This is a genomic window from Protofrankia sp. BMG5.30, assembly GCF_001983005.1.
Taxonomy (GTDB): domain Bacteria; phylum Actinomycetota; class Actinomycetes; order Frankiales; family Frankiaceae; genus Protofrankia; species Protofrankia coriariae.
On the sequence record NZ_MOME01000005.1, the window covers coordinates 116707 to 130039 of the forward strand.

The 13333-nt window shown below is 71.0% G+C and carries 11 protein-coding genes; 2 read left to right on the forward strand and 9 right to left on the reverse strand.

The annotated features are described in order from the left end of the window. Positions 1-233: 233 nt before the first annotated feature. The 3 genes from BL254_RS02315 to BL254_RS02325 all read right to left on the reverse strand — a co-directional run bounded on the left by BL254_RS02315 (position 234) and on the right by BL254_RS02325 (position 2845). Positions 234-905 (reverse strand): OmpA family protein, encoded by a 672-nt coding sequence (locus tag BL254_RS02315; protein ID WP_254857730.1) that lies wholly within the window; start codon positions 903-905, stop codon positions 234-236. Between the two features lie 5 nt (positions 906-910). Further along, on the reverse strand, positions 911-1486 hold the full coding sequence (locus BL254_RS02320) for a hypothetical protein (protein WP_076842459.1): 576 nt from the start codon (positions 1484-1486) through the stop codon (positions 911-913). A gap of 363 nt (positions 1487-1849) precedes the next feature. Beyond that, positions 1850-2845, reverse strand: coding sequence for a DUF2470 domain-containing protein (locus BL254_RS02325; RefSeq protein WP_076842393.1), 996 nt, complete (start codon positions 2843-2845; stop codon positions 1850-1852). Between the two features lie 921 nt (positions 2846-3766). Here BL254_RS02325 and BL254_RS02330 point away from each other — a divergent pair. After that, positions 3767-4123: a type II toxin-antitoxin system VapB family antitoxin gene (locus tag BL254_RS02330; RefSeq protein ID WP_047223624.1), complete on the forward strand. Its 357-nt coding sequence runs from the start codon at positions 3767-3769 to the stop codon at positions 4121-4123. Here BL254_RS02330 and BL254_RS02335 read toward each other — a convergent pair. The 5 genes from BL254_RS02335 to BL254_RS02355 form a co-directional block, all read right to left on the reverse strand. Next, positions 4110-4466, reverse strand: a complete 357-nt coding sequence (locus BL254_RS02335) for a hypothetical protein (protein WP_047223558.1) — start codon at positions 4464-4466, stop codon at positions 4110-4112. The two genes, BL254_RS02330 and BL254_RS02335, sit on opposite strands and share 14 nt — an antisense overlap. Positions 4467-4629: 163 nt before the next feature. After that, positions 4630-5430, reverse strand: coding sequence for an MOSC domain-containing protein (locus BL254_RS02340; protein WP_052914675.1), 801 nt, complete (start codon positions 5428-5430; stop codon positions 4630-4632). A 183-nt stretch (positions 5431-5613) separates the two neighbouring features. Next, entirely contained in the window at positions 5614-6366 is a 753-nt protein-coding gene (locus BL254_RS02345) for a YcnI family protein (protein WP_047223557.1), read from the reverse strand. Positions 6367-6790: 424 nt separating this feature from the next. After that, positions 6791-7513 (reverse strand): hypothetical protein, encoded by a 723-nt coding sequence (locus BL254_RS02350; protein WP_052914674.1) that lies wholly within the window; start codon positions 7511-7513, stop codon positions 6791-6793. Between the two features lie 5 nt (positions 7514-7518). Continuing rightward, positions 7519-8721 carry a hypothetical protein gene (locus tag BL254_RS02355; protein WP_076842394.1) on the reverse strand — a complete coding sequence of 401 codons (1203 nt, stop codon included), beginning with the start codon at positions 8719-8721 and terminating at the stop codon, positions 7519-7521. 567 nt (positions 8722-9288) lie between these two features. Here BL254_RS02355 and BL254_RS02360 point away from each other — a divergent pair. After that, positions 9289-11295 carry a copper resistance protein CopC gene (locus BL254_RS02360; RefSeq protein ID WP_217699216.1) on the forward strand — a complete coding sequence of 669 codons (2007 nt, stop codon included), beginning with the start codon at positions 9289-9291 and terminating at the stop codon, positions 11293-11295. A 110-nt stretch (positions 11296-11405) separates the two neighbouring features. Here BL254_RS02360 and BL254_RS02365 read toward each other — a convergent pair whose 3' ends face one another. Next, the gene (locus BL254_RS02365; protein WP_052914672.1) at positions 11406-13007 is read right to left on the reverse strand and encodes an RNA polymerase sigma factor; all 1602 of its coding nucleotides are present in this window, start codon (positions 13005-13007) and stop codon (positions 11406-11408) included. Positions 13008-13333: the final 326 nt, after the last annotated feature.

Below are 13333 nucleotides of genomic sequence, written 5' to 3' on the forward strand. Positions count from 1 at the left end.
CGGCATTGCGGGCCGCTTCCCCACCGGCCATCTCACCCGCACAGGTTGATGCGGTCCACGCGGGCACGAACGGCCACGGACCCGCCGCCGCAGCTCCAGACCGTGATACCGGCCGTATCCAAAAAGATCATGATGACAGGTATCAGGTACGGCACGGCGGGGAGCGCCGCTTTGAGCGATGGGAACGGGTTCGGCATCGATCGTCATGTGTGGTCGATCGTCATGTGTGACGGTCATGATGTGCGATAGATGATGCTGACCCGTCGGTTCTGGCCGCGGCCCGCGCTGTTGTCCGAGCCGTCCGAGTTGGTGTTCGGCGCGACCGGGTTGGCGGCGCCGTGCCCGGTCGCCGAGACGAGGRCGCCGGGCGGGGCCTTCGGACGCAGCAGGTTCGCGACGGCGTTCGCCCGCTGCTGGGACAGGATCACGTTGTACGCGGGCGTACCGGTGCTGTCGGTATACCCGTTGACGGTGATCGTGCCGGTCACCCTGCCGAGCTGTGCCGCGATGCCGTCGAGCTGCTCGCGGGCCGCCTTGGTCAGGTTCGCCGAGTCGAACGCGAAGAGCACGTCCGAGCTGATCGTCAAGACCACGCCGGAGCCGTCACGCCTCTCGGTACGCAGCGTGACAACAGACCGTTCGACGTCGATCGGCCGGATCGCCGCCGCTGGATCGATCTCCCGGATCGACTCGATGATCGCCTGATCGGTTACTGTGGGTGCAGTCGTGGGGGTGTCCGTCGCGGCGCGGGCTGTCGGCACGCACAGCCACGACACCACAGCGGTGACCGACGCCAGCACGACCGCRCCGAGCCGGGTCAGCGTGGGCCGGGTCAGCGTGGACCCGGCCCACGCGGGGCCGGGCTGTGCGGGGCCGGTCAGCGCGCTCGGCGTCCGCGTCCGCACGGGGCTCACCGGCCGACCGGGACGTCGTCGAACAGCAGCCGGTCGTCGGCGTAGACGTCGATCGTCCGCACGTCCGCGGGCGGCGCGGCAAAGGTGTACGAGGCGCTGACCGGGGTGTTGTTGGAGGTCTTCGTCTGGGGGCCGCTCGCGCCCAGCTCGACGTTGCGGCTGTCCTGGACGACGAGGTAGCGCTTCAGGTTGACGCTGTCGACCAGGGTCACCGCGGGGCTGTGCCCGTCGAACATGTCGAAGACCGAAATCTCCTTCCCCTGTGGGGCGCCGGTGTATCTCGGTGTCCACAGCAGGGTGAGCGTGCTCAGACGTCCGTCCGCCTTCAGACCGACCAGGCCGACCTCGACCGTCCCCGGGGTGCTGCCGGGCGCGCGGAAGCTGGCCGTCCGGCTGGCTGCCGGGACACCGGCGGAAGCCGCCTGGCCCGTCTGGGCCGTACCGGCAGGCCCGGGGGCCGTCGTACCGCCGGATGCGGGCGTGTCGGACGAGCTGGAGCAGCCCATGGCGAACAGCGTGATGACGCCGATCAGGATGGTGAGGGTGGTGACCGGCGTCAGCCGGGTTCTCATCCGGTGGAGCATCCGGACCTCCCGCATGGATGCGACGACGGTGCGCGATCCCGATTATGCGGACAGACCGGGGCCCACGGCCCATCGGTGGCCGGCTCTGTGGACAACTGGCCCGTTGGTGGCCGACCCGCGGAATGATCTGTGGATAATCCGCCCGCGGACGACCAGCCTGTGAACGACCGTCGTCTCAGGCGGGTGGCCATTCCGTGCGGGGCCGCCGGCCGGGCCGGACGAGCCCGCGCCACCGCGGGGCAGGAAACCGTTCCGCGCGGTGCCGCCGGTCAGAAGGGCGGGACCGTTCCGCAGGGGATGCGGACAGGATTCGGGCCGGTCCAGCCGGGTAGGGCAGGCCCGGACGGGTTTTCAGACGAGCCCGAGCAGCCAGCGGATCTCCTTGCCGAGCTCGCGTGGTTCGCGCAGCGGTGCCCGGAACGGAAGATGGATCTCCTCGGCTCCCGAAGGCCCTATCCGCCACATGTCCAGGCCCTGGTGGTCGAGCCGGGTGATCTGCGCGCCGGCGAACTCCCGCGCGTGCCCCGACCGCACGATCCTCACCAGCCTGGGGCCGGCGGGCTGCCGCGCCCCGCGGCCCTGGTCGGTGTCGACGGCGACCGCGTGTTCGGCGAGGCGGCGGATCTGCTCGGCGTGCACCGTGTTCAGATGCGCCACCAGATCCGGCGCGTAGGCCGCTATCAGGTCCGGCTCGGCCAGGGCGTAGGCGATCAGGTCGATACGGGTCCCACAGCCACCGGCGGCTCGGGCCCGCCTGCGGTCGCGTTCACCCGCGGCCCGTGGTGCCCGCCGGCTGCTCCCTGCCGTGGCTTTCTCGGGCGCTGTCGGCCGCGGTCCGGGAGGGTCTGCCGATCCGGCCCCGCCGCGATCCGTTCCGCTGTGGTCTGTTCTGTCATGATCTGGTGACGGCTGGGCCGCCGCGCCGCCGGGATCCGTGAGAGTGAGCAGGTAGAGGACGACTTCGGCGACGATCATCGCGATCGCGACGAGATCATGATCGTGCCCGCACGAGCCGAGGGGTGGCCGCGGTGTCGGGCAGCCAGGCCCGGCCAGCCGCGCGATGACGTCCGTCGCCGGGCCGGGAACGACGCGCAGGGAGCCGGAGAGGACGAGGCGCTCACCCTGCGGCCCGTGAATGTCGACCCGCGCTGTCGGGGAGCTGCCGGCCGCGTGCGCGGGCGGGCTGCCGGCCGTGACGAGCAGGATCGGCTCGCCACCGTCGTCGAGCAGGCCGACCCGGCCGCAGAGGCGTTCGTATGGCAKCGTCAGCAGAGCGTGTCGGGCTCCGGCGATCACGGTGCGGGCCCGGCTGGGCGTCGCTTCCTCGAGCGGTGTCGGTGCCGTCACGATGCCCTCCGCTAAAATATGGTTACCTGTTCTCAAGTAAGGCTAACCTAATTAGCCGTCGGTCTGCGTGCAATGGAACAGCGACGGATCGCAAAAGATCACACTAGGTCATGTTGATCGCATTGACAAGAATGCTGGTGGTGCTGTAAAAGCGGCGAGTGCGCGTGGGCGGCGTCCACCGTCCACGGCGTGCGGTCGCCGGCAGATTGAGTATGAAGAGTAGATATCTTCTACGTTTCTTCTACGTTTCTTCCGCGTTCTACGGTGTCTGCCTACAGCGTCCGCTGGGTCCGCTGGAGCCAGCGGTGCGGAAGTCGCTCGGGGTGTCGGGATGTCGGGACGTCGACAGGGCCGAGGTCGCGAGGTTGCTCCGGGAGCGGTTCCGGTCGGTGTCGCTCGACACATCGCGGGCGGCCCTCGGCGTGTCGTGGACGGCGCCCGGCGCGTCGCGGACGGGACGGYGGCATGGGTGGGGGAGCGGGGGTCGCCCCGGGTGATGCCCGACCGGCGCCGTTCGACTCCGACGGTGAACGGTTTTCGGTTGGCTATAATACGTGAAGTGTTGATTTTAGATGACAGTTTGGATGACAGTTTGGATGACGTTGTCGATCCAAAACAATATACGAACAACTACTGTAGAGAACGGCCGCGATCCGCTGGGTTGACGGAGGTCTCCGGCATCCTGTGAGGCCTCCGGTCGCATGAGAAGGATTGCGATCATCTGGCCTTTGGTCGGTAGGCTGTTGGAGCCTCCGGACTTCCCAGGTCGGCATCCGGACCTCCTGGATCGGCTTCGCCGCTCCGGCGGGAGCCCCGGATTCGGCGGGAGCCCGAGCGCGAGGAGGATCATGATCATGCGGCCTTTGGTCAACTGGCCATCAGATGTTCCGCGACGTCGCGGCCTCGGCGAGGAGGTGCTGGGTGATCTTCAAATGGGTGGGTGACGGTCGCCCCTATCCCGATCACGGGCTGAGCCAGCGGGAGTGGGCGGCGATTCCACCGCGCCAGGTCAGGCTGGACCAGTTGGTCACCACCAAACGAGTGCTCGCGCTGGACGTCCTGCTCGACGAGGACTCGACCTTCTACGGGGATCTGTTCCCCCACGTCGTCGACTGGGACAACACGCTCTACCTGGAGGACGGACTGCACCGGGCCGTCCGTGCCGCGCTGCAGCAGCGCAACTCGATCCATGCTCGGGTGCACGTTCTCCAGCAGCCCCAGCCGGGGGCGGACCCGGCGACCATAGCCGGCTCCCGACTGAGGGTCAGTCCCCACTGATCAGATAGGTGGTGAAGGTGTCATCACCGACCTTGCCGAAGATGTACGGCGGGCAGTCGTCGGACGGCTTGTAAGCGACAATCGGCTTCCACACGGGCAGGCGGGAGACCTGGACGAGGGAGCCGCCGGCGAGGTCGCGGGCCTCCACCAGCGTACGGTCACGCTCGTTGCTCCGTTCGTACCACGCCCCACACCAGCGGATCTCCTTGGGTCTGCTCGTCCATGCGGGGGTGTGGAAGAACCACAGCAGATATATCTCGCGGAACACCAGGGCCATCACGAGGATGGTCAGCAGCGCCCGGACGAAGTTCCCGGCCCGGCCTGACGCGAGAACGGGGCTCACAGGACCAGAAGCCTAAAGCGTCCCGGATAGATCTTCAGTAGCGCATGCGGGTGTGTCTACTCATCGGGGGTGAACAGGCCATAGCGGTTTTGAAGTCGGTGGCGCGGCGCGGGGGATGTCCGTTGCCGCCGGGCCAGGGCGCGCCGGTCGACTTTCAGATCATTCAGGGCTGTTCCGGGGCGGCCTGATCGTCCACCGTGACCTGGTCCCCGATTCTGATCGTGCCGTCGGAACGGACGGCGGCATACACCCCGCAGTTGATGTGTCCATAGTGGGCCTGTAGTTCCTTCGGAATCCTGATGTCACGCTCGCCCGTCCGCGGGTTGACCGTGGTCGCGGCGCACCGGCCGGTGGGGACGAGCGCCTTGACACGCACCCCACCGAGGTCGATCTCGTGTCCGACCCAGTCCAGTTCCGACCAGGCGTCGACATCGTCCACATAGATGTTCGCCCGGAAGCGCAGATGGTGGACGTCCGTTCCCAGCCGGTCCGCGATGTCGCGGACAGAGGCCAGATTGATGATCGAAATGGCTCGCATCATATCGGCGGAGACAATGGAGGCATCGGTGAACCGGTGGCTGTCGGAGCCGGCCACCAGCCGTGGCCGGTCTCCGTGCAGGGTGTCGGCGAGCAGTGTCGCGAAGTAGTCCTCCACCGCTGCCCGGTCCCGGGCGTTACCCAGGTCGGCGGTCAGCTTCCCGACCGGGTGGTCGAGGGTGAGCAGACCGGTGGCGGCGTCGTACCGGCTCGCGACGCGGGCCAGCTCCGAGTTCTTCGCCAGCATCAGAAAGCGGGTCTTCGGCAGTCGCTGTGGATGTGCTTCGTCGAAAACGGTCTCGGGCCTTGCCAGTGCGTACACCCGGTCCACAAGGAGGCCCTCGCTCGCTGACAGCGTCATCGAGTCCAGCATCTCAGCCGACAGGCCCTTGATCGGATATCGGTACAGGTGAGCGATCCGAGGCACCCTCCCGACGCTACCGGCAGGGACGGCCGCCGACACAAAGGCGCCGGGGACGACGGCCGGCGGGGAGCCGCGGCGGGCACCGGCCGAAGGCGACACGAAGATTTTTCGTGTCGCCGGAGGCCGTGGCTGGCAGCGCCGAAGGCGACACGAAGATTTTTCGTGTCGCCCTCGGCGCACCGGTGATCAGGAGGTGGTCGTACCGCCGCGTCCGCCGCGCAGGGCAGCCACGCCGGCCCCGATGCCGATCAGGCCGACGACCAGGCCCGCGATGCCCAGCCCACGGGCCGTGCCGTCGGAGCTGTCGACGCTGTGCGACGCCGCCCTGTCGGCCGTGCCGGTGCCGGCGGGGGACGCGCTGGCTGCCGAGGCGCCGTGCGCGTCCGCGCCGCCAGCGGCCGCCGCGGTGAGGGTCAGGGACGGCGCCGGGTGTTCGGGCTCGTCCTGACCGGGCTGGGCCACGTCGATCCAGCGCACGACCTCGCCGTTGCTGTAGGTCTGCAGGGCCTTGAACGCGACCGTGCCGGCCTGGGCTGGCAGCGGCCCGGCCGAGACGTTGAACACGGCGAACTCACCCGGCTTGATCGCGGTATCGGCGGAGGACGCGGTCCAGGTGATCTGAGAGATCACTTCGGAGACGGAGCCGTCGTCGGTCTTGATGGGTTCGGCCAGCTTGGTCTTCGCGACCTGGTAGCTCCAGCCCGGGTGTGGCTCGATCGTCACCGAGCTGATCGGGGTGTCGGTCGGGAACTGGATCTCCAGTTTGGTCGTGGAGGCGTCGTCCCGTTCGGTCGGGATCTTGAATGACAGGGTGCTGTAACTGCCGGCAGCCGCTGATTTCGGCTGCACGGTGACATGCGCGGACGCCGGCAGCGCAAAGGCGATCACGCCGGTGAGGGCGGCGCCGAGCACGGCGATGCCACGGGTGGTGCGGGACATACCGATCCTTTCGGGGAACCTGCCTCCCGCGGACGGCGTGACAGTGGTTTTTCACGTCGCCGGCGGAGCGGCGGGAGCATGTGCGTACGGGGCGTCAGCCCGGACCCGCGTACACCTCACCCACACAGACGGTGAACCCGGCCCGGCGCGCCGAGGCCTACCGGCCTGACGCGGGCCGGCCGGTAGACCATGCCGGTCGGGCCAGTGCCGGTCGGGCCAGTGCCGGTCAGCCGGTGCCGGTCGCCCCGCAGGCCCGTTCGCCGCCGCCGGATCCGACGGACGCGAATCCGGGCAGCGGGCATGCATCGGGCCAGCGCTCGCCGAGCCGGCCGGTCCGGCGGCGGACGCCGTCCACAGGCAGGACAGGGCAGGCGGGGCAGGGCACGGAGTGAGGTGACGCGTGGCGGATGCGGACGCGTGACGGTCAGGCCGATTGTGGCCGGGCCCTCGGGTGGGACCGGCCGGCGGCCGTACGGCGGGCCGGCGGCCCACGTCGTCTGCCGGCGCGGACGAACAGGCATCCGCCCATGGACGCCGACGGCGCGGACGCGGCGAGCGGACATCCACCGGGCATGCCGGGGGCGCGGGTGGCCGCCGGCCCGATCGTGAGCGGGATGCCGCACCGCGCCGCGAACCGGTGGGTGGCCCGCAGCAGCCTGCCGACGCGGCGGGCGAGCATCCCGAACCGGGCGGCCGCCGAACGCAGGACGCTCGTGCTCCACAGCCCCTTCTCGGCATGGCGGAGCATGCCGGCGACGAGCCCGGCCGCCACGGCGTGCACGGCGCTCATGACAGCTCCGTCATGCAGGACCGCGTCGGACGCCGTGCCGGCGCCGTGCGCTGTGACCGCAAACGTGGCGTGCAGGACGATCTGGGTCAGGCCGACCCCGGCGAGTACGGCGATGGCATGGCGTTCCCGCCCGGCAAGCCCGTACGCGATGCGGGTGATCAACCCGAAGGCCCCCAGGAAGATCGCCATTGACGGTCGGTGACCGTCGGCGGCGGTGTGCGCCGCCACGGCGAGGCAGACCGAGGAGCCGGCGAAGACGGACGCGCGCATGCCCCGCCCGGCAGCCGTCCCGGCGACAGCGGGTGTCGCGGCGGCGGGCGTCCTGGCGACGGCGGGCAGCGCCGTGCGCGCGTTCACGGCGGTCAGCTTGCCATATCCCGCCGGGTAGGGAGCATGTCGGCCGGTTGCCGGCCGTCGTGTGGCAGGCCGGCGTGATCCGGGCCGGCCTGTCCCGGGTCGCTGTGGTGGCGRCTTTTCCGTCCCGTACCGCCCGGCCCGCGTGACGCGCGCTGGCGGGACGCCAGTGCCGTGGCGGCGAGCAGGCCCAAGCCGATACCGATGGTGACCGCGGTCAGCGTCCGGGCGAGGCCGATCGGCCCGGCGATCGGGGCGCTGGACCGGTACAGCACGCCCAGGTCGCCGAAACCGCCGACCATGGCGATGACGAAGCCCGCGGTCCCGGCGAGGTAGCGGCCCGCGCTCGAGCGCCGTAGCAGCAGGACGGCCGCGGCCAGCCCGAGGATCCAGGCGGTCATCTCAACGATGTTGCCGTAGACGAACCCTGAGAGCCGGCCGCTGGCCCGGGAGCAGGCGACGAGCACCGAATGGGTGACGTCCACCCCGACGATCACTGTCACGGCTGCGGCCAGCGCGGCGTCGCGGCGCTGGTACAGCCCGCTGGCGGCTACCGCGGCGGCGACAGCCACGGTGAGGACGAGCCACGGCACCGGTGACGGTCCGGGAACCCAGTCGAGGGTGCCGGCGGTGAGGACCGCCTGGTCGTCCACGGTCAGGGGGATCGTCCAGGCGTAGATCTGGTGGAAGCGGCCCKGGGCGGCCTTCACGGCCGGCGGGTCCTGCGTGCCCATCCAGTGGGCGCGGTGGTCGTGCCAGACGACGGTCCGGCCGTCGGCGATCTTCTCCCAGCGTGGCGTCGCCTTGGCGGCCCGGCTGTCGCCGGCCGGGACGGAGCCGCTCGACCCGTACCGGTCACGGTTGAGATACGTGGCGGGTGAGAGCGTGTTCTGCCAGACGCCGGTGGAATCCACCCGCAGATAGGGCTCCTCGTCGTACCCCTTGACGACGACCGTGTGGTTGCCGGTGACGGTCAGTCGCACCCGGCTGCCGTTCTCCACGGGTACGAGGCTGACCCCGTCCACCGGCGGCCGCAGGCCGGTCACGGTCGTGCGGAAGTTCGTGGCCGAGGCACCGCTGACGGAATGCGCCTGCGCCGGCCCGGCCGTGAAGACGAGCCAGCAGGCCACGGCGCCCAGAAGCACGAGCACACGCCGCGACACGCCGACCGGCCGGACCCGGCCGGACAGCCTTCCGACAGCGGCGTTCACGAGATCTTCATGGGCGCGCGGTCTTCATGCAGCCGGATTCTAGCCGGCCGATGAGCGGGAGCCGGTGATTCCTCGTCCGACGACGATCGCGGAAAACCGCTCGGCGATCCACGGGAAGTGGATTTATGGATCTTGAAAAGAATGCTCGGAGGGCCCTGGAAGATGTGGCACGCTCGGAAGTTGCCAGCGGGCCGCGGAGGTTCCCGGAAGGGCACAGGGTTTCCGCGGCACCATGGAGATTCCTGCGGAGCGTGGCCGGCCGGAGTTTCCGCCGGCTCCCGGCTCCCGGCTCCCGGCACGCTGGCCTCCACTGTTCCCGGGAGAGTTGTGGGACGTGGTGGCCGGCCGCGGATGCCGGCGTTGCCGCCGTTCGCGGGCGGCGAGGTGGACACTGGGCCGGTGGTTCGGTTCCGGATTGGCATCGGGCCGGTATTCCGGCCCAGGACTGGCATCGGGTCGTTGACCCGATCTCGCGTTGACACCGCGTCACCATGTTTTGACGCCGGGTGGCGTTGGCGGCGCGTCGCGCGTCGCGTCGGCTTCCTGCTCGCGGCCATGCTCGTGGCGGTGGTCGGGACGGCCRTGCCGGCGTCCGCGCATGCCGTGCTCGAGGGCAGCGATCCCGCCGGGGGGTCGAGCCAGCCGGCCGCGCCGTCGCGGGTCACGCTGACCTTCAGCGAGTCGGTCACGGTGAACGCCGGCTCGATAACGGTCATCTCCGCGCCCGGCCAGCGGGTGGACGACGGTGCCGCGCGGCACGGGCAGGCCGGCAACGAGGCCGTGGTGGGGATCCGTCCCGGGCTCGACAACGGAACGTACGTGGTCAGTTGGCATGTGGTCTCCGCGGACAGCCACCCGGTCTCCGGTGGTTTCTTCTTCGGGGTCGGGGTGGTACCGGACGCGTCGGCGGCCGCGTCGGTGTCCACGACCACCCGTGGCTCGGTGGTTGTGGGCGTGCTGGCCGGCGTCGCCCGTTTCGCCGCTTTCGCCGGGCTCGCCGTCCTGGTCGGGGCGGGCCTGTTCCTGCTGGCGCTGTGGCCGGCCGGGCTGGGGCTGCCAGGCCCGCGGCGCCTGCTGTGGGCGGGGTGGGGGGTCACCTTCGGCTCGTCCGTCGCGCTGTTGCTGCTGCAGGGGCCGTACGGCGCCGGTCAGGGCCTGTCCGCCCTGTTCCGCTGGGATGCGTTGTCGGCCACCCTGCACGGCAGATACGGGCATCTGGTGCTGCTGCGCATCCTCGCGCTGCTGCTCGCGGTACCGCTGCTGCGTGCGGTCATGGCGGGTCACCGGCGCTCCCTGCTGGAGCTGGCGGGGCTCGCTCTTGTCGCCACGGTGACCCAGAGTGCGGCCGGGCATGCGGGTGCCGGTGACGACGCGTGGCTGGCAACCGCCAACGTGACCCTGCACCTGCTGGGTGTCGCAGCCTGGGGTGGCGGTCTCACGGTCCTTGTGATCTTTCTGTGGGCCACCTCCCGGCGCGTTTCGCGGGACGGCCGGCAGCCTCCCGGCGACGACGTCGAGGTGCCGGCTGCCCGGGCCGCCGAACTCGCCGAGGTCCTGCCGAAGTGGTCACGTGTCGCGATGGCGGCTGTCACTGTGATCGTTCTGACCGGTGTCTATCAGACATGGCGGGAGGTCGGCTCGCTCTCGGCGCTGAACACCACCTACGGCCGTCTGCTGCTGGTGAAGCTCTGGTTCGTGGCGATGATGCTCGGATTCGGCTGGTTGGGGCACAACTGGGTCGCGCGCCACCATCGGCCACCCCGTGCCGCGCCGGCCGCGGACCGGGCGGACACGAACGCCACCGCGGGGCAGGCCGGGAACCACGCCTGGAACGAGGTCGGGGACACCGCCGTGGAACCGGCCGGGGACGGTCGGGGAAGTACGGCGGTGGGCGTGGCCGTCCAGACCGTGGGCCACGGGCCCGGGCTTTCCGGATCCGCCGGATCCGCCGGGTCAGCCCCGCCGGCCCGGCGGGAAGCGGGGATTCACGTGAATCGTGGCCGTGCCGTCCTCGGCCTGCTGACAGGCCGGGCAGCCGGGCCGCTGGCAGCACGGAGAAACAATGATGATATTGCTGCCGGCCCGTCGGGGGGCGCGTCCTCGCCGGGCCTGCCGCCGCGTCCCAGGATCAGCGAGGGCGCGTTGGCGCGGCTGCGCCGGGGGATCATCCTCGAGGTGGGAGTCGCCGCCGTGGTGCTCGGGGTGACAGCGGTGCTGGTCAACTCCGTCCCGGCGCGGACGTCGTACGTCCCCCCGTTCTCCGACACGGTCTTCGCCGGGCCGCTGACCGTCCAGGTGGACATCGCCCCCACCAGGCGTGGCCCGCAGACCCTGCACGTCTACGTCTTCGACCCCGCGGGGAAGGCACAGCCGCTCGCAGAGACGTCGGCCGCGCTGTCACTGCCGGACGCCGGTGTCGGCCCGCTGCCGGTGCCGCTCACCCAGGCGGCACCCGGCCATGTGATCGGCGAAGGCATGCAGGTCCCGCTGCCGGGCATCTGGCAGCTGCGGCTGACGCTACGTGTCAACGACTTTGACCAGTACGTGACGACCCTCTTCTACCGGGTCCGCTAGCTCTACCGGGTCCGTCAGCGCGTCGGCCGGGCAGTCGACCGGGTGACGCGGAGCCGTTCCGGAACCGCGGGCCGGCGCGATGGCCGGCCGGGCGGCCGGTTCCTGGCGGTTCAGACCGAGGTCAGGGGCGCGCGGGTGGTCGCGGGCCCGCCCTCCTCGTCCGCCGGGCCGCCGGATGCCGACGGGCTCACGGCCGTGGCGGTGATCGACGGATCCGCCGTGGATGTTTCGCCCGGGCTGGTCGGGCTGCCCGCCGGCGGGTCGGTCCCGGCGCTGCTGGACGGAGTGCCGGGACCGGTGGGCTCGGTGGTTGCCGTGGGCTCCGGTTCGGGCGGGGTCGCCGTCGCGGTCGGCTGGGGCGGTTCCGTGATCGTCGTAGGCGGGGCGTTCACCGGCGGTGGGGCGGCCGGGGGGAGCGGGCCGTCGTTGATGGAGAGCTGGGAGGACACCAGTGCGACCCCGGCCGGAGGCCCGAAGTCGGACGTGGTCGGCCCGGTGCGTTGGGCGGACGGCTGCTGGGCGGGCGGCGCACCCACCGCGGGGTCGACCGGGGCCGACGATCCGGACGCGGACGAGGGATCCGAGGAGAAGCCGCCGGGCTCCTCTCCGGACGAACTCGGTATGATCACCGCGGTGCCGGGGCGGCTGGCGGTGGTGTCGGATGCCGCGGTGGGCCAGTTGACCGCGACGACGGCACCGATCGTGGCCATGACCAGCAGCGATGCGGCGGCTGCCGCGACCGGACGACCGCGCCGACGCGATCCGGCCACCGGGGGCTCCCCACCGAGGTACCCGGGCGCCAGCGGCCCGACCGGGCCCGGCCTGGCCCGGCCCGGCCCGGCCCGACTCGGCTCGGTCGGGTCGGACAGAACGCCCTGGCCTGTCACCGGGCCGATGACTAAGGTCCTGTCGCTGTCCGCCGGCTCGGCGTGAACCGGTAGCTGGCCCGGGCCGGCCGCACCGTCGTGAGCTGGGCCGTCGTGAGCCGCGACATCGTGGGCCGCGCTGTCGCGGACGGTACCGGCCCCGTTGCCGTAGCCGGCAGCGACAGCGCCGACTGTGCCGCCGGGGAGGGCGCCGGCCGCGGGGACGGGGCCAGCCACGCCGTCGCGGGAGATGACCGCTGTGCCGTCGGGGCCGCGGCCGGTGCCGAGCGCCCGGTAGTGGGCGCGGGCCGCGATGTCGCGGGCGGTGGCCGCCGCGGCGGCCCGGTCGAAGGTACGCGCAAGCCCTTCCCGCAGGGATGCCGGCGCCGCCACCAGTTGGGTCGCGGCGAGCATCTCCTCGGGGGTGATCCCGTGCGGTACCGGAGCTGCCTGTACCTGCGGCGAGCCCGACCACGCCAGTGAGCTGCCGCGGGCGAGCTCCAGCAGCCACGCGTGCAGCCGGGTGGGATCGCTGAGCGGGCTGAGGCGGCTACGGGCGACGAGGGCGAACGCCGTGCCCGCCGCGGCGTGCGCGACGGTCGGCTCGCCAAGGATCAACAGGCACACGGAGAAGACGTCGTCGGCGTACCGGTCGTAGAGATCGTCGAATGCCTGCCGCTGACCATGCCGGATCCGCATGACGATGTCGGCGTCGATGTCGGCGTCGGCGCCGACCGCCGGCCGCTCAGGTCGCGGCTTCCTGTCGAAGGCGGCGGGACGGATGACAGGTGGCGCACCCGCGGGGATGGCCGTGTCGAAGGTGGTGTGGTCGATGCCGCCGTCCATCAGTGCACTCTCCCGGATCCCCCATCGGTGATTCCTGTCGCAGCCGCGCCCTGACACGGACGGAGTGACATCACCATCACTTATTACGGTAGAACGTCTCGGTCATGTCATGCGGAACCTTGGGAAAACTTTGTTGTCACATGACGGACTCGTAACATTCCTGGCCTGCTCGGCCGCCGTCCCCAGCACCGCTGGTGGTCCGCTGGTGGCGGTGGTGGGGACGGGTTAGTGGCGGACAGCGCGGCAGTGCGGGAGCGGGCGCCCGGGCCGCCGCCCGGTGCCATGCGGGCCGGCTCCCGGTCGGCCGCTCCCGTGACATCGAGTGC